The following is a 16,803-nucleotide window of genomic DNA, read 5'->3' as shown; positions in this document are numbered from 1 at the left end:
TATGCTATAATAGAAGCTATGGATAAATATGAAAAAATAGCCCACGAATTGGGTGTTAGCTTAAAACAAATCGATACCGTATTGAGTCTGACCGCAGAAGGCTCAACCATTCCCTTCATTGCTCGCTATCGAAAAGATATGACGGGAAATTTAGATGAAGTAGCGATCAAGGCTATTATTGATCGGGACAAATCCTTAACGGCTCTAGCTGAACGAAAGGAAACCGTCCTTGCTAAGATTGAGGAACAAGGAAAACTGACAGAGGCGCTCAAGCAGGCTATTGAAGCTGCTGAAAAATTAGCGGATGTCGAAGAGCTTTATCTACCTTATAAGGAAAAACGGCGGACTAAGGCGACGATTGCCCGAGAAGCAGGACTTTTCCCCTTGGCACGTCTCATCCTGCAGAATAGTCCAAACTTGGAAGCAGAGGCTCAGAAATTTACCTGTGAGGCCTTCCCAACTGAAACAGCGGCTTTAGCTGGTGCAGTGGATATTCTGGTAGAAGCTATTTCAGAGGATACCCAATTACGGGCCCTCACCTATCAAGAAATTCATGGTCATTCTCTCATGACGTCAACCTTGAAGGATGAAAGTTTAGATCCTAAGAGAACCTTTGAAATTTACTATGATTTTTCCGAGAAGATCAAGAGTATGCAGGGCTACCGGACCCTGGCTCTCAATCGTGGGGAAAAATTGGGGGTTCTTAAAGTCGGATTTGAGCACCATCTGGATCGAATCATTCGCATCTTTGAAGCTCGTTTTAAAACCAAAAATGCCTATGTCGATGAGGTTATTCAGCAAGCGGTTAAGAAAAAAATCGTACCTGCAATCGAACGTCGGATACGGACAGAATTGACAGAAGTGGCAGAAGACGGGGCCATTCAATTGTTCTCTGAGAATCTACGGAATCTCCTGTTAATACCTCCATTGAAAGGGCGCGTGGTCCTTGGATTTGACCCAGCCTTTCGGACTGGTGCTAAACTAGCCGTTGTCGATGAGACAGGAAAGATGCTTGCCACCCAGGTCATCTATCCAGTTGCTCCTGCAAAACCAGCTCAGATCGAGCAGGCTAAAAAGGATCTGTCCTCCTTGATCAAGGAGTTCGGAGTAGAAATTATTGCGATTGGAAATGGAACCGCCAGCCGTGAAAGTGAGGCCTTTGTCGCAGAGGTCCTCCATGACCATCCAGGAGTTCGCTATGTCATTGTCAATGAAAGTGGAGCCTCTGTCTACTCAGCTAGTGAGTTGGCCCGTCACGAATTCCCAGAATTAACCGTTGAAAAACGCTCGGCCATCTCCATTGCCCGTCGTCTGCAAGACCCATTAGCAGAATTGGTGAAAATCGATGCCAAATCCATCGGTGTCGGTCAATACCAACACGATGTCAATCAGAAAAAACTGACAGAAAGCTTGGATTTCGTGGTAGATACTGTCGTCAACCAAGTTGGGGTCAATATCAATACGGCTAGTCCCTCTCTCTTAGCCCATGTAGCAGGACTCAATAAAACCATCTCTGAAAATATTGTGAAATACCGGGAAGAAGAAGGAATGATTCTTTCACGAGCACAGATTAAAAAAGTCCCTCGTCTCGGCGCCAAGGCTTTCGAGCAAGCGGCTGGATTCTTACGCATTCCTGAAAGTAAAAATATCTTGGACAATACCGGCGTTCACCCTGAAAGTTACAAGGAAGTTGAAAAACTTTTTCAACTTCTTGAAATTACCGACCTCGATGCATCCGCTCAGGAAAAATTAAAAGCTGTGAACATAAAGGAGATGTCTACTCAGCTGGATCTGGGACCAGAAACCCTGAAAGATATTATTGCCGATCTCCTAAAACCAGGTCGCGATTTGCGGGATTCCTTTGATGCACCCGTGCTCCGTCAGGATGTCTTAGATATTAAAGACCTCCATATAGGCCAAAAATTAGAAGGGGTTGTGCGTAATGTGGTTGACTTTGGAGCCTTTGTCGATATTGGCATTCACGAAGATGGCTTGATTCATATCTCCCATATGAGTAAGCAGTTTATCAAGCATCCAAGCCAGGTCGTCTCAGTGGGTGATTTGGTAACCGTCTGGGTGAAGAAGATTGATGTGGAACGCGAAAAAGTCAATCTCAGTTTGGTAGCTCCGAATGAATCTGACTGAGTATGTACGCCAAGTATCCCTAGAAGATTTTGGGAGAGAATTCCGCCATCAAGCAGAGTGGAATTCACGTCTTCAAACTACTGGGGGTCGTTTCTTTCCCAAAGATCGACACCTTGATTTCAACCCGAAAATATACCAAGCTTTCGGGTTAGAGGTCTTTCGTAAAATCGTCCGTCACGAGCTCTGCCATTACCATCTTTACGATCAAGGTAAAGGCTATCGCCATAAAGATCTAGACTTTAAGCAACTTCTCCAGCAAGTGGACGGTCTTCGTTTCACACCTCCTCTACCAGATAGAACTGGGCGAGTCAAGCGGATCTATCTCTATCAATGTCCCCATTGTGGCCAAGAGTATAGACGAAAGCGAAAAATCGATCTGAAGAGATATGCCTGCGGTCGCTGTCACAGCCGCCTGCAATTTCTTGAAATGAGACAAGTGTAAGAATCAGTCTTTAGGCGGATCTCTTTCCAGTTCGACTCTGCTAAAATAGGTCTAACTAGAAAGAGGAAAATCAAATGACATCATCATTTTACAAATTAAAACGACATCGCCTGGTTTCAGGTGTGCTAGCTGGCTTAGCTGATAAATTTGGTCTGAGTGTAACTCTCCTACGCTTCTTGTTTATTCTTTTTACGGTTTCTCATGCCTTTATCGGTGTGATTATCTATTTACTGTTAGATACGACCTTGCCTTATAAGGACGAGGAGGAGCAGGAAATGTTTGACGATGGCCCTCGACCTCGTCGAAGAAAAGAGGCCGAACCCATCCATGATCAGAATGATAGTCCATTTTTCTAAAAGGAGATTTGAGTGAAGCAGAAGTTCTATTCCCTTGCTTTTATTCTATATCTCTTCTTCAGTTTTATAGGACAGTTTTTCATTTTAAATCGTTTTTTTGGTGAAGGAGTTGGAACAGTTTTGATCGGAATGCTCCTTTTTCCACTGGGCATTTGGAATAGCCTCTTCTACCTCTTGTTTCTGCCAACAGAAATGGCTAGAAAACCACAAATTTATCGGTTTTCGATTTTATTTCTTCCGATTTTGTATCTGGTTTTGTCCTTGCTGGGGGGAGGACCTACCACCTTTATGCTAGGCTTGATCGCATTTCCTTCAAATGCGGTGGTCTATGCAGTCTCTACCGGAATCAAATCTATGATCAAAGATTTCTTGCAAGGCCAAGGCTAGAGCATTCTTCATATGTTCCCATCATTTCCTAGAGGTTGGAGACCTTTGTCTTGGCCTCTTTTTGCTTGCCTTAAAAAGGAGTTGAAAATGGATCTTTCAAATGATACTTCAGTCTCTCGTCTGAAGAGAAAATCTGCTATAATAGAGAGAGAATTTGAAAAGGGAGAATGATATGGCAGTTACTGTTCGCGATCTACAGGAAAAGCTTCGTCTATCGGTTGTTTATGGGGATGATAAACTCTTAAGCAAGGAAATTACGACTGCGGACATTTCACGTCCAGGTCTTGAAATGACGGGCTATTTCGACTATTACACACCTGAGCGGATTCAGCTTGTAGGAATGAAAGAATGGTCCTACCTGGTGAAGATGAGCTCTCACAACCGTCATCAGGTCCTGCGCAAGATGTTCCAGCCAGAGACACCTGTCATCATTGTCGCGCGGAACTTAGAAATTCCAGAAGAAATGTTGCGTGCTGCGGAAGAGAAGCAACTAGCTATTTTGAAGAGCAATGTTGCAACGAGTCGTTTATCTGGAGAGCTTTCTAGCTATTTGGATAGTCGGCTAGCAGAACGTACGAGTGTACACGGTGTCTTGATGGATATTTATGGGATGGGTGTCTTGATCCAAGGAGATAGTGGAATCGGAAAAAGCGAGACAGGTCTGGAACTTGTCAAACGGGGTCACCGCCTCGTAGCAGATGACCGAGTCGATATCTATGCGAGAGATGAGATGACCCTTTGGGGAGAGCCAGCTGAAATCCTACGCCACTTACTAGAGATCCGTGGTGTCGGGATTATAGATGTCATGAGTCTCTACGGAGCCAGTGCTGTCAAGGATTCTTCACAAGTCCAAATCGCCGTTTACTTGGAAAATTATGCCAAAGATCAGGTTTATGATCGTCTGGGTAATAATGCAGAAGAGTTAGAAATCGGTGGCGTGACCATTCCTCGGATTCGCATCCCTGTGAAGACTGGTCGGAACATTTCGGTCGTGATCGAAGCCGCAGCGATGAATGTTCGTGCCAAAGAAATGGGCTATGATGCTACCAAAACTTTTGAAGAACGTTTGTCCCAGTTGATTAGTCAAAATGAGGTGAAGGAATGAATCCAGTAGCCCTTCAATTAGGTCCGATCAGTATTCGTTGGTACGCGATTTGTATTGTCTCTGGCTTGATTCTAGCCGTTTATCTTTCTATGAAAGAAGCGCCCCGTAAAAAAATTGATCCAGATGCTATCATTGATTTCATTTTGATCGCCTTTCCTCTTGCGATTGTGGGGGCCAGACTCTATTACGTTATTTTCGAATGGGGTTACTATAGCCAGCATCTTAGTGAGATTTTTGCGATCTGGAACGGAGGAATCGCGATTTATGGTGGCCTCTTGACAGGTGCCCTTGTCCTCTATCTATTCTCTCGTAGACGCTTGATTGAGCCAATTGATTTCTTAGATATTGCGGCCCCAAGCGTCATGATTGCACAGAGTATTGGTCGCTGGGGAAACTTCTTTAACCAGGAAGCTTATGGAGCTGCTGTTAAAAGTCTCAACTACCTGCCCTCTTTTATTCGAGATCAAATGTATATAGATGGTAGTTACCGTCAGCCAACCTTCTTATATGAATCCAGTTGGAATCTGCTAGGTTTTCTCTTGATCTTGATTCTTCGGAGGAAGCCACAATTTTTGCGGCAAGGTGAGATCACAGCCTTTTACCTTATCTGGTATGGTTTTGGTCGGATGATCATCGAAGGAATGCGGACAGATAGCCTGATGTTTGCGGGCTTACGTGTTTCCCAGTGGTTGTCGATGATCCTGATTCTAGTTGGACTCGCCATCATCATCTACCAACGTTGCAAAAAAGCCCCTTATTATGTAGAAGCAAAGGAGTAATATATGTTTATTGAAATTGCCTACGGCCTCTTAGGCCTTGCCTTAGTAGCGCTTGTCATTTATATGATTTTTTTCCTCTCAAAGATTGGAAAAGTAGTAGATGAGACGCAAAAAGCCATCCAAGTTTTGACATCAGATGTCAATGTCACCTTGCATCAGACCAATGATCTATTGGCAAAGGTCAATGTTTTAACGGATGATTTGAATCAAAAAGTTGCAACGATTGACCCGCTCTTTACAGCCGTGGCGGATCTTTCAGAGTCTGTTTCAGATTTGAATGATCAAGCCCGTCAATTGAGTGTCAAAGCGGTGTCAGCTGGTGGAAAAACAGTGAAAGCCTCTATCGGATTAAAAGCGATTAAGATGGCTTCAAAATTATTTAAATAGAATCGAGGAAGAATATGGGACGTTTATCTAGTTTATTAATTGGTGTGATTTCAGGTGCTTCAGCAGCCTACTATTTATCAACAGAGCAAGGAAAGAAAGTCACTAAAAAAGTGGTGCGCTTCGTAAAAGATTATCAAGAAGATCCTCAAGAAGTACATGAATCGGTGAAACAAACTGCTAAGGATGTTTCAAAACAAGCAGCAGAAGTGATCCAACAAACCAAAGAAAAAGTTGGTTCTGGAGAAATTACGACAGGAACTGTTTTGGAATCTGTCAAAGAAAAGACGCAAGATGTGGTTGAAAAATCTCAAGAAGTCTATCACTCATTTAAGGATAAACTTCAAAAAGAAAATCTAAGTGGCAATGACTTGGTTCAATCCATTCGCAAACAAACAGAATCAGAAGACATCGTTTTAGAATTGGATGAAAAAAATTCTGAAGAAGCAGCTGAAGAAGAAACAAAAGAAGCATAAAAAATGAGGCTCAGTGAGCCTCTTTTCAGATTGAAGATAAATTCATCTTAGAAACTTTCCTTAAGTGAGTACGGACGTCAGCGAACTTCAAAGAAGTTCCATGACTTAGTTTTGAACCTAAAGTTTCAAAACTCCCGAGTGCCTGAAACATAATTGTTTCAGGCACTTTTCTCACGGCGGAAAGTTTCAAAAGATCATTGAATAACTTTAACTCATAAAAAGTATTTATTCTTATAGAATTCCTAGGAAGCCTTTGAATTATCAAACACCATACCAAGTTTTTCTGAGTTACATGAAAAGTCTAACTTAATTTGACAACTTAGGAATTAAAAAAATTCGAGTAAATAAAAAAATCAGGCGAACCTGATTTTATTTTTTTCGTTTATTGTAGTAAATTCGGAACCCTTGAATAGTAGCAAAGCTAGAACCAATCGCTAAAGCAAACGCAAAGAAGGTATTCATTTTTGTTGCTAAAAAGACAAAACTAAATACAACCGTCAACACACAGAAAATAGCGATATTCAAAAAATATAGCAATTCACTTAATTGAGGTGCGGGTTCAACTTCAGGAGCATAGTCCTGAATAGGGGTTTCTTGGGTTTGTTTGGTTAATTCGATATAATCGAATTCTTCATCATAGTGTCTTAAATTTCTTACGGGCATTTTCTCTCTCCTAACAGTACTCTATTATTCTATCATGAATTCAGCTATATAAATGTTACAAAAATGTTACAAATTTTACAAAATGAATAAATTTTTCTAGAATATCGGAATTTTTGTTATAATGGTTCTATGAAAAATATTATTATTACAGCAACAGCAGAGAGTGTTGAGCAAACGCAAGCCCTGATTGATGCAGGGGTTGACCGAATCTATGTCGGTGAAAAAAACTACGGATTACGATTGCCTCAAACTTTAAGCTATGACGAAATAAATCGAATTGCCCAACTGGTCCATGCTGCTGGCAAAGAATTGACAGTAGCTGTAAATGCACTCATGCACCAATCGATGATGGATTCAATCAAGCCTTTCCTAGATTTTTTAAAGGAAATTCAGGCTGATTATATTACTGTCGGAGATGCGGGCGTTTTTTATGTCTTGAAACGAGATGGCTATCCATTCAAAACGATTTACGATGCTTCTACCATGGTCACTTCTAGCCGCCAGATCAACTTCTGGGGAAAACAAGCAGGAGCTTCCGAGGCTGTTTTGGCTCGTGAGATTCCATCTGCCGAATTATTCGTAATGGCTGAGAATCTTCAGATTCCAGCAGAAGTCTTGGTCTATGGTGCTAGCATTATTCACCATTCGAAACGACCGCTACTTCAGAATTATTACAACTTTATCAAGACAGAAGAGTCTGTGACCAAAGATCGCGATCTGTTCTTAGCAGAACCAGGAGATCCCAATTCTCACTATTCAGTCTATGAGGACAAACATGGAACCCATATCTTCTCAAATAATGACTTGAATATGATGACCAAATTGTCTGAGTTGGTAGAACACGGATTTGATCATTGGAAACTCGATGGTGTCTACTGTCCGGGTGAAAACTTTGTCAAGATTACAGAGTACTTTGTCAAGGCTCGTGATTTGATTCAAAATGGAACATTTACACAGGATCAAGCCTATCTGTTTGATGAAGAAATCCGCAAATTGCATCCAGCTAATCGTGGTTTGGATACTGGTTTCTATGATTATGAACCAGATCGTGTAAAATAATAAAAAAACTAGGACTTCTTCGTTTGTGAGTTTTCCTTTTTCAGGGAACGAAGAGGCTATTCATCATATCGACAATCTTGTAAATTGGAGAAAACATGACAAATACAAAAAAACGTCCAGAGGTCTTGGTACCTGCTGGAACATTAGAAAAATTAAAAGTTGCCGTTAATTATGGGGCAGACGCTGTGTTCGTTGGTGGACAAGCCTATGGTTTGCGTAGCCGTGCCGGAAACTTCACCATGGATGAGCTTCGTGAAGGTATCGAATATGCTCATGCACGTGGCGTAGATGTACACGTGGCTTCGAACATGGTAACCCATGAGGGAAATGAACAAGGGGCTGGTGAATGGTTCCGTGAATTACGGGATATGGGCCTTGATGCCGTGATCGTTTCAGACCCGGCCTTGATTGAAATCTGTGCAACCTATGCACCTGGACTCAATATTCACTTGTCTACGCAAGCTTCTGCAACCAATGTGGAGACCTTCCATTTCTGGAAAGAATATGGCTTGACCCGTGTCGTCTTGGCCCGTGAAGTATCCATGGAAGAGTTGGCAGAGATCCGTAAGCGTACCGATCTTGAGATCGAAGCCTTCGTTCATGGAGCCATGTGTATTTCTTATTCCGGACGTTGTACCCTTTCTAACCACATGTCTGACCGGGATGCCAACCGTGGTGGTTGTTCTCAATCTTGTCGTTGGAAATACGATCTCTATGATATGCCATTTGGCCAAGAACGCAAGAGTATCAAAGGGCAAGTCCCAGAAGAATACTCTATGTCAGCCGTGGACATGTGTATGATCGAAAATATTCCAGATATGATTGATAATGGGGTTGATAGTTTGAAGATTGAAGGCCGGATGAAATCTGTCCATTACGTATCAACAGTAGCCAACTGTTACAAGGCAGCTTGTGATGCTTATATGGAAAGTCCAGAAGCCTTTTATGCCATCAAGGATGATTTGATCAATGAATTGTGGAAAGTTGCTCAACGTGAATTGGCAACTGGATTCTACTACCAAACACCGACTGAAAACGAACAATTGTTTGGGGCACGTCGTAAGATTCCTCAATACAAATTTGTAGGAGAAGTGGTTGACTTTGATCCATCTACCATGACTGCGACGATTCGCCAACGGAATGTCATCAATGAAGGCGACCAAGTGGAATTCTACGGACCAGGCTTCCGTCATTTTGAATGCCAGATCCAAGACTTACATGATAAGGATGGAGTGAAGATTGATCGCGCACCAAATCCGATGGAACTTCTTACGATCACCGTTCCACAAGAAGTCAAGCCAGGAGATATGATTCGTTCTTGCCAGGAAGGTTTAATCAATCTCTACTCAAAAGATGGGGCAAGTAAAACTGTTCGAGTATAACAAAAAAAGAGAGGGTTAAACCTCTCCTTTTTGTTGGGCGATGCGAATATTATTGGGGACCAAACTGATTTTCTGGATCTCAGAAATCCGAATAATCGTGGACATACTCTTTTTAAAATTTTTCACGATCAGTTGTCGGCGTTCTTGGTCATACTTGACAATATCGCCTGTAAAACTCTTGTTTGAAAAAATAACATGTACCCCTTGTTTTTTTCGCAATGCTTGTTGAATGATGTCAATAATTCTCTCATCTTCTAATGGGGCAGGGGTACTGACTTTTCCATTGAAAAATTCATTTGCTCGGTCTTTAACGATCTCGAGAAATTTTTTCATAGCTAAATTCTCCATAACTTGATACAATATATTATAGATAATTTCAACGATTTTGTAAATGATTTACGAATATTAGAGATGAGAAGGCAAGAAAGGAGTCGTGAAATGGCAGAATTTTCATTCCAAATCGAAGAACATTTGCTGGTCTTGTCAGAAAATGACAAGGGTTGGACCAAAGAATTGAACCGTGTGAGTTTTAATGGTGCTCCTGCTAAGTATGATATCCGGACCTGGAGTCCCGACCATACAAAGATGGGAAAAGGCATTACACTCACGAACGAAGAGTTCCAAGTCATGCTCGATGCATTTAAAAATTAAGAAAAAGAGGTCCTTCAAGGGCTTCTTTTTTGTTATAGTCTAAGGCTATATAGATGTCAAAGATATTAGATTATCCTAAACCCTTGTTTATCAAGTTTTAGACTGCTATAATGGTTGCATTGATGAATTAATGTAAAACTTATAGGAAAGAGGGAATCATATTGACACATACACATGCACCTTATCGTGTAGACCATGTTGGTTCATTTCTTCGTCCAGCCGCTTTGGTTCAGGCTCGTGAAGATTTCGCAGCTGGAAAAATCAGTCAGGCTAACTTAACAAAAGTAGAAGATCAGGCGATTCGTGACCTCGTTGAAAAAGAAATTGCTGCTGGTCTGAAGTCAGTAACTGATGGAGAATTCCGCCGAGCTTATTGGCATTTGGATTTCTTCTGGGGCTTTGGGGGCATTGATCATGTCCAGGCTGCTCAAGGTTATCAATTCCATGATGAAACAACCAAGGCGGACTCAGCACTTGTCGTTGGAAAAATCACAGGAGCCAATCATCCATTTGTAGAGCATTACAAGTTCTTGCGGGATCTTGTGGCAGATGTAGATGGTGTAGAGGCTAAATATACCATTCCAGCACCTGCGCAATTCTATTTTGAATTGATCCGTGATGCAGAACATGTAGAACAATTGAATACCATCTATCCTGATTTTGCGGCTGTTCGTGAAGACATCAAGCAAGCCTATCTTCAAGTGATTCAAGATTTGTATGATGCAGGTCTTCGGACTCTTCAAGTAGATGACTGTACGTGGGGTGTCTTGGTAGATGATAATTTCTTGACGGCTTGGGGAGCAGCTCAAGGCAAGTCAAAAGATGAGGTTCGCCGAGAACTCGCTGATCTCTTCTTGATCTTTAACAACGATGTCTACCAAAATGTTCCAGCTGGTTTGACCGTCAATACGCACGTTTGTCGTGGAAACTTCCATTCTACTTGGGCTTCATCAGGTGGCTATGCGCCGATTGCCAAAGAACTCCTTGGAGAAGAAGCCGTCAATGCTTACTTCCTAGAGTTTGATACTGATCGAGCTGGTGGTTTTGAACCACTTGCAGAAGTAACCCCTGGTAAAGGAGTGGTGTTAGGCCTCTTGACATCTAAGAGTGGTCAATTGGAGAACAAGGACGAAGTGATTGCTCGTATTAAAGAAGCAAGTCAGTATGTACCGTTGGAAAATCTTTACCTGTCTACTCAGTGTGGCTTTGCTTCGACAGAAGAAGGAAACATTTTGACAGAAGAAGACCAATGGAAAAAAATCGGTTTGATTAAGGAAATTGTCGCTGAAGTTTGGGGCGAATAAGGAGGAAGAAACATGTCAGATTTACTAAGTATTTATAAAGAATTGCAAGCTAAAAAATGGGTGGACTTGAGTCACCAAATCAATGCGGAAAGTCCACACTTCCCAGCCCTTCCTGCTTTGCAACAAGAAGATCTTTTCACATTAAAAGATGGTTTCCATGTTCAAAAATTTACAGTGGTTGGTCAATACGGAACGCATATTGATGCACCGATTCACTTTGTAAAAGGGGGTCGTTGGTTGGATGAGATTGACCTCAAAGATCTCCTCTTGCCACTTTATGTTATCGACAAGTCTAAAGAAGTTGCTGCCAATCCAAACTTTATCTTGAGCAAACAAGATATCTTAGACTTTGAGGCAGAGCATGGACAAATTGCTGAGGGTGCTTTTGTTGCCTTCCGCAGTGATTGGTCAAAACGTTGGCCAGATCAAGATGCTATGCGTAACCTAGATGAAAATGGTGTTCAACAAAGTCCAGGATGGAGCCGTGAAGCCTTGGAATTCTTGATTCATGAACGCCATGTCAAGGCTGTGGGTCATGAAACCTTTGATACCGATGCAGGTATTCCAGCAGCAGAGCATGGTTTGGTCAATGAATACTACCTCTTGGAACAAAATATCTACCAAGTTGAAGTCTTGAACCAATTGGACCAAGTTCCAGCTGTAGGTGCTTTGATTTCGATTGCTTTCCCTCACTGGGACAAGGCAACTGGTTCACCTGTCCGTGCCATTGCCATCTTACCATAAACAAAGAAAAAGAGGCTGGGACAAAAGTCCTAGCCTCTCAATTGTTTTTGGATTGTAGAACAAGACGCAGTGGTTGAGTGGGCTCTACTACGCTGATTTCATCAGCTTTTACAGCCCTACTCAACTGTGCGGAGGTGGGACGACGAAATCGAATTCTAAGGAATTACCGATTTCTGTCCCACTCTCTTATTTTTTATCTCATCGTCACAAATTCTTCGGATCCGGTTGGGTGAATGGCGACAGTTGCATCGAAATCGGCTTTTGTCGCTCCCATCTTGATAGCAACTGCAAATCCTTGGATCATTTCATCGACTCCGTAGCCAAGACCATGAAGGCCAACGACCCTTTCTTCGGGACCAGCAGTGATGAGTTTGAATTTTGCTTGCTGGCGGTGTTGGGTAACAGCGGTGTACATGGAAGCAAATTGAGAAGTATAGACTTTGATATTCTCTTTTCCATAAGTTTGCTGGGCTTCTTCCTCCGTTAGGCCAACGGTTCCAATAGCAGGGTGAGAAAAGACAACGGTTGGGATGTTTGTATAATCCATTTTGGCATTGACTTTTCCATTGAATAGTTGTTCAGAAAGAGTGCGTCCAGCTTTAATAGCGACAGGGGTTAATTCTTTTTCTCCTGTGACATCCCCAAGAGCATAGATTCCTGGAATAACTGTATTCTGGTATTCATCCACTGCGATGAATCCTTTTTCATTTAAGGTGACGCCGGCAGCTTCTAGATTGAGATCCTGGACATTTGGTTTTCGTCCTGTTGCCCAGATAACATGATCTGCCACGTGGCTGGTCATATCCTCAAAATAAATCTTCACACGACCGTCTTCTAATTTTTCAAGCTTCATGGGAACCTTGTGTTTGTGAAGCGGAAGGTTTTGTTTTTCCATTTCTTCCATTAAGCCATCGATAATGTAGGAATCAAAACTACGTAAAACCCGATCTTTTCGGATGAAGAGGTCTGTTTGAACGCCTAAATGGTGGAGCACACCAGCTAGTTCCACCGCGATGTAGCCAGCTCCAATAATGGCAACGGAACTTGGCAGTTTTTCCCAAGCAAAGACATCATCAGAAGTTTCGCCGAATTCTGCTCCAGGAACAGAAGGGATAAAAGGATGGGCACCGGTCGCAATCACGATATGCTTAGCCTTAATGGTTTCTCCATTTACCTCAACCGTATGAGCATCCACAAAACGGGCACGTCCTTCAATTCGTTCAACTCCATTTCGCTTGAAACTGCCATCATAGGAATTACGGGAACGATCAATATAGGCTTCGCGATTTTTTCTTAAGGTTGCAAAATCAAATCTTGTTTGTTCAGAAGTAAATCCATAGTCTGGTCCATAAGCGCGAATAGCTTCTGCAATTTGTGCACCATACCACATAATCTTTTTAGGCACACATCCTCTGTTGACACAGGTGCCACCCAATTGTTTTTCTTCAATGACAGCAGCGCGCGCTCCGTGCTCCCCAGCCCGGTTCATGGTAGCGATTCCTCCACTACCTCCACCAATTGAAATAATATCAAATTCTTTCATGTTTTCCTCCTAAATGGGATTTCAGTTTGATTGTAATATCAACTGTTACAAAAGTCAAGGGTTTAGCATGTTACCAAGCATTTAAATTTCATTTTGCCGTGTCAATTTTAGATAGAAAAGTAAGGAAATATGGTATACTATGGTATAGAATAAAACGCTTTCTTTGATGGAGAAAAACGATGAAGAAATTGAAAAAATGGCAACTATTTACAGCTGCAGGTGCAGCAATTGTGGTGATTGGAACAGGAAGTGTGATGATGTTTTCGCACCCAAATACACCTGATCAAGCAATCACGAAAGAAACTCCAATGGTGCAAACGGTCAAGGATGGATCGATCGCTTCTTCAGTCTTGTTAACTGGGAAAGTCACTGCCAACCAGGAACAGTATGTCTATTTTGATGGAACAAAAGGGGATTTGCAATCGATTTTGGTCAATGTAGGAGATCAAGTGACGGCCGGTCAGCCAATTGTTCAGTATAGCAGTACAGAGGCCCAAACAGCTTATGATGCAGCCGTTCGTGCTGTCAATAAGGCAGATCGTCAGTTAAATGACTTACTGACAAATGGTGTGACCATTGATACGACAGGTGATGAAGAAGCAGATGCCAAATCAGCTTCTCAGACCCAACGAACAGTTGATTCTCAAGCTAGCGATTTACGAGATGCCAAGTCGGATGCGGTCGATAATATGAACAAGGCTAAGGCTCTTCTGGATGCGACAACAGTTAGGAGTAATACAGATGGTACCGTGGTCGAAGTCAATAAAGATGTTTCAAAATCGACTACAGGGACCAACCAAACTCTGGTTCACATTGTGAGCAACGGGAATTTACAAGTCAAAGGGGAGTTGTCTGAATACAATTTGGCCAATATCTCTGAAGGTCAGGAAGTGGTCCTCACTTCCAAGGTTTATCCGGATAAAACCTGGACAGGCAAGATTTCTTATGTAGCCAACTATCCGACCGACGCGGGTCAAGCAGGTGCCAATGCAGCAGGTGGAACACAAGGAAGCGGTGGAGCCAAGTACCCATTTACAGTGGATATTACCAGTGAGATTGGAGAACTCAAACAAGGCTTTTCTGTCAATATTGAAGTCAAAAGTTCTACTCAACATCCCCTTGTTCCCGTGACAAGTGTCATGGCTGATGGGGATACGAGCTATGTATGGACGGTCGAAAATGGCAAGGCTAAGAAAGTAAAAGTGACGCTTGGTAACGCCGATGCTGAAAACCAGGAAATCTTGTCAGGCTTGAAGAAAGATGCTCAAGTTATTGTGAATCCTAATGAGAAACTGGAAGATGGAAAAGAGATCGGAAAATATGACAAAATTGATTGAACTAAAAGGAATCAATAAAACCTATAAAAATGGGGATCAGGAACTTCGTGTCTTAAAAGACATCGATTTAGAAGTCGAAGAGGGAGAATTTGTGGCCATTATGGGTCCATCTGGCTCAGGAAAATCGACCTTGATGAACGTCATTGGCTTGTTGGACCGCCCGACCAGTGGAGAGTATTTTCTAGAAGATCAGGAGGTTGGAAATCTCAGTGAGAAAAAATTAGCACGTGTTCGAAATGAACAGATCGGTTTTGTCTTTCAACAATTCTTTCTTCTCTCTAAGCTCAATGCCTTTCAAAATGTAGAACTGCCTCTCATTTATGCGGGAGTTCATCCAGCTAAACGGAAGGAATTAGCTGAGCAGTACCTTGAAAAGGTGGAGCTCCATTCTCGCATGCACCATTTGCCGTCGGAACTCTCAGGGGGTCAAAAACAGCGGGTTGCGATTGCTCGAGCCCTTGTCAATCAGCCAGCCATCGTCTTAGCAGATGAGCCGACTGGAGCCCTAGATACCAAGACGGGGGAGCAAATAATGGACTTGTTAACCAAGCTAAACCAAGAAGGAAAAACCATTATCATGGTTACACACGAGCCAGAAATTGCAGCCTTTGCGCATCGCCGCATCGTCATTCGTGATGGAGTGATCTCCTCAGATAGCAAGCTGGAAAGGGGGACCTAATGCAAAATTGGAAATTTGCGATCAGCTCAATTATGAGCCATAAATTACGGTCTTTCTTGACCATGGTGGGGATCATTATTGGGGTCGCTTCTGTCGTTGTCATCATGGCTCTGGGAGATGGTATGAAAGCTGGTGTCACCAAGACCTTCACCAAGGACCAAGAGTATGTACAAATCTCCTATTCTCCCAACAAGAGTGGCTATGTGACTGGGATCAATATTGGTCCTTCTGATGATACTGGAGAAGGAGAAGGCGGAGGCGAAAGTGGCCCTGCAGCTGAAGACCGAGGGATGGCTGCTCCATCGGATATCGATGGGGAAAACGCTGAAGATGTTGATGGTCAAGTCCAAGAAGCACCACCAGTTGTGCAAGAATCTTGGGTTAAGGAATTAACCAAGATTCAAGGCATCGATGGTTACTATGTTAGCAATACCTCCAATGCAACCATTGCTTTTCAAAAGAAAAAAGCAGAAGGGGTAAACATCCAAGGGGTAAATGAAACCTATTTTTCTGTCAAAAAGGTTGAGCTCTTATCTGGACGAAAATTAACCCCTTCAGACTATAGTAATTTCTCCCGGGTGGTGCTCCTTGATGAAGGATTGGCCCAACAATTATTTGGAACGGAGAATCCACTGAATCAGGTGGTCTCTGTTGGGGATAACAATTATCGCGTCGTTGGTATTTTCAAGGATCCAAATGCAGGGACAGCCCTCTATGGAGCTTCTTCAGGTGGAAGTGCCTTGATGGCTAATACCCAGCTGGCATCTGAATTTGGAACCGATGAAATTCAAAATATTGTCGTCCATGTACCAGATGTGAAACAGATCAAAACCGTTGGGATCGAAGCTGCTCAAAAGTTAACAGAACTTTCAGGTGTTCGCCAGGGAGAATTCCAAATCTTTAATTTGGATAGCATCTTAGAGGAAACCAATAAAGTAGTAGGAATTATGACATCAGTCATCGGAGCTATTGCAGGGATTTCCCTTTTGGTTGGCGGGATTGGAGTCATGAATATCATGTTGGTTTCTGTGACAGAGCGGACGAGAGAGATCGGTCTTCGCAAAGCATTGGGAGCAACCCGAGGTAAGATTTTGGTTCAATTTTTGATTGAGTCGATGGTCTTAACCATCATTGGTGGGCTGATTGGCCTTGGCCTTGCTTATGGTGTGAATAGCTTGATTACTACACTCGCAGCAGCCTCCCTAGAAGGACCACCGATTATTTCCTTAAATGTCGCCATCGGCAGTATTATTTTCTCTGCTTTTGTAGGCATCATCTTTGGAATTTTACCAGCGAATAAGGCTTCTAAGTTAAACCCGATCGAAGCACTGCGTTATGAATAAAAAAATAGGAGCGGGTCAGGATGA

General features: G+C 42.6%; 19 protein-coding genes. 16 read left to right on the top strand and 3 right to left on the bottom strand.

Translation table 11 applies throughout. The features are described 5' to 3' along the window. Nucleotides 1–18: 18 nt before the first annotated feature. The 8 genes from O3629_RS00275 (at nt 19) to O3629_RS00240 (ending at nt 6,074) form a co-directional block, all read left to right on the top strand. Nucleotides 19–2,145 carry a Tex family protein gene (locus tag O3629_RS00275; RefSeq protein WP_155167509.1) on the top strand — a complete coding sequence of 709 codons (2,127 nt, stop codon included), beginning with the start codon at nt 19–21 and terminating at the stop codon, nt 2,143–2,145. Then, the gene (locus O3629_RS00270) at nt 2,132–2,587 is read left to right on the top strand and encodes a SprT family protein (RefSeq protein ID WP_155167511.1); all 456 of its coding nucleotides are present in this window, start codon (nt 2,132–2,134) and stop codon (nt 2,585–2,587) included. Before O3629_RS00275 ends, O3629_RS00270 begins: the two co-directional genes overlap by 14 nt. 74 nt (nt 2,588–2,661) lie before the next feature. Then, nucleotides 2,662–2,943, top strand: coding sequence for a PspC domain-containing protein (locus O3629_RS00265; RefSeq protein WP_195412408.1), 282 nt, complete (start codon nt 2,662–2,664; stop codon nt 2,941–2,943). A gap of 12 nt (nt 2,944–2,955) precedes the next feature. Then, a complete protein-coding gene (locus tag O3629_RS00260) occupies nt 2,956–3,330 on the top strand; it encodes a hypothetical protein (RefSeq protein WP_195326757.1) in 375 nt (124 codons plus the stop codon). Between the two features lie 172 nt (nt 3,331–3,502). After that, on the top strand, nt 3,503–4,435 hold the full coding sequence (gene hprK / locus O3629_RS00255; protein WP_021153591.1) for an HPr(Ser) kinase/phosphatase: 933 nt from the start codon (nt 3,503–3,505) through the stop codon (nt 4,433–4,435). Next, on the top strand, nt 4,432–5,214 hold the full coding sequence (gene lgt / locus O3629_RS00250; protein WP_254742242.1) for a prolipoprotein diacylglyceryl transferase: 783 nt from the start codon (nt 4,432–4,434) through the stop codon (nt 5,212–5,214). Before hprK ends, lgt begins: the two co-directional genes overlap by 4 nt. Before the next feature lie 3 nt (nt 5,215–5,217). Further along, nucleotides 5,218–5,601, top strand: coding sequence for a DUF948 domain-containing protein (locus O3629_RS00245; RefSeq protein ID WP_254742239.1), 384 nt, complete (start codon nt 5,218–5,220; stop codon nt 5,599–5,601). Nucleotides 5,602–5,615: 14 nt separating this feature from the next. Further along, on the top strand, nt 5,616–6,074 hold the full coding sequence (locus tag O3629_RS00240) for a YtxH domain-containing protein (RefSeq protein WP_070674971.1): 459 nt from the start codon (nt 5,616–5,618) through the stop codon (nt 6,072–6,074). Nucleotides 6,075–6,443: 369 nt separating this feature from the next. Here O3629_RS00240 and O3629_RS00235 read toward each other — a convergent pair whose 3' ends face one another. Then, nucleotides 6,444–6,737, bottom strand: coding sequence for a DUF3270 family protein (locus O3629_RS00235; protein ID WP_254742236.1), 294 nt, complete (start codon nt 6,735–6,737; stop codon nt 6,444–6,446). A gap of 129 nt (nt 6,738–6,866) precedes the next feature. Here O3629_RS00235 and O3629_RS00230 point away from each other — a divergent pair, with 129 nt between their 5' ends. Together O3629_RS00230 and O3629_RS00225 are read left to right on the top strand one after the other, a co-directional pair. Next, the gene (locus O3629_RS00230; RefSeq protein WP_254742234.1) at nt 6,867–7,796 is read left to right on the top strand and encodes a peptidase U32 family protein; all 930 of its coding nucleotides are present in this window, start codon (nt 6,867–6,869) and stop codon (nt 7,794–7,796) included. Between the two features lie 95 nt (nt 7,797–7,891). Continuing rightward, nucleotides 7,892–9,178: a U32 family peptidase gene (locus tag O3629_RS00225; protein WP_003002878.1), complete on the top strand. Its 1,287-nt coding sequence runs from the start codon at nt 7,892–7,894 to the stop codon at nt 9,176–9,178. A gap of 15 nt (nt 9,179–9,193) precedes the next feature. Here O3629_RS00225 and O3629_RS00220 read toward each other — a convergent pair whose 3' ends face one another. Further along, a complete protein-coding gene (locus O3629_RS00220) occupies nt 9,194–9,526 on the bottom strand; it encodes a hypothetical protein (RefSeq protein ID WP_003008097.1) in 333 nt (110 codons plus the stop codon). A gap of 90 nt (nt 9,527–9,616) precedes the next feature. Here O3629_RS00220 and O3629_RS00215 point away from each other — a divergent pair, with 90 nt between their 5' ends. The 3 genes from O3629_RS00215 to O3629_RS00205 all read left to right on the top strand — a co-directional run bounded on the left by O3629_RS00215 (nt 9,617) and on the right by O3629_RS00205 (nt 11,877). Next, a complete protein-coding gene (locus tag O3629_RS00215) occupies nt 9,617–9,829 on the top strand; it encodes a YdbC family protein (protein ID WP_003002541.1) in 213 nt (70 codons plus the stop codon). Between the two features lie 161 nt (nt 9,830–9,990). After that, complete coding sequence (locus O3629_RS00210; protein WP_254742231.1) at nt 9,991–11,133, top strand: 5-methyltetrahydropteroyltriglutamate--homocysteine S-methyltransferase; 1,143 nt, start codon at nt 9,991–9,993, stop codon at nt 11,131–11,133. 12 nt (nt 11,134–11,145) lie between these two features. After that, nucleotides 11,146–11,877, top strand: coding sequence for a cyclase family protein (locus tag O3629_RS00205; RefSeq protein WP_151378638.1), 732 nt, complete (start codon nt 11,146–11,148; stop codon nt 11,875–11,877). 193 nt (nt 11,878–12,070) lie between these two features. Here O3629_RS00205 and gorA read toward each other — a convergent pair whose 3' ends face one another. Continuing rightward, nucleotides 12,071–13,420, bottom strand: coding sequence for a glutathione-disulfide reductase (gene gorA / locus O3629_RS00200; protein WP_371608535.1), 1,350 nt, complete (start codon nt 13,418–13,420; stop codon nt 12,071–12,073). 179 nt (nt 13,421–13,599) lie between these two features. Between gorA and O3629_RS00195 the strand changes: the two genes are divergently transcribed. Genes O3629_RS00195 through O3629_RS00185 form a run of 3 tightly spaced genes read left to right on the top strand, consistent with a single transcriptional unit; the run spans nt 13,600 to nt 16,779 of the window. Beyond that, complete coding sequence (locus O3629_RS00195; protein WP_371608534.1) at nt 13,600–14,757, top strand: efflux RND transporter periplasmic adaptor subunit; 1,158 nt, start codon at nt 13,600–13,602, stop codon at nt 14,755–14,757. Then, nucleotides 14,741–15,436, top strand: a complete 696-nt coding sequence (locus O3629_RS00190) for an ABC transporter ATP-binding protein (RefSeq protein WP_371608533.1) — start codon at nt 14,741–14,743, stop codon at nt 15,434–15,436. Before O3629_RS00195 ends, O3629_RS00190 begins: the two co-directional genes overlap by 17 nt. Further along, nucleotides 15,436–16,779, top strand: coding sequence for an ABC transporter permease (locus O3629_RS00185; protein ID WP_118227962.1), 1,344 nt, complete (start codon nt 15,436–15,438; stop codon nt 16,777–16,779). The genes O3629_RS00190 and O3629_RS00185 overlap by 1 nt, the downstream gene beginning before the upstream one ends. Nucleotides 16,780–16,803: the final 24 nt, after the last annotated feature.

Source organism: Streptococcus sp. 27098_8_12 (assembly GCF_041432115.1).
Classification (GTDB): Bacteria; Bacillota; Bacilli; order Lactobacillales; family Streptococcaceae; genus Streptococcus; species Streptococcus parasanguinis_V.
The sequence above is the reverse complement of the archived record's forward strand: the minus strand, read 5'-3'. Positions and strand labels throughout refer to the sequence as shown.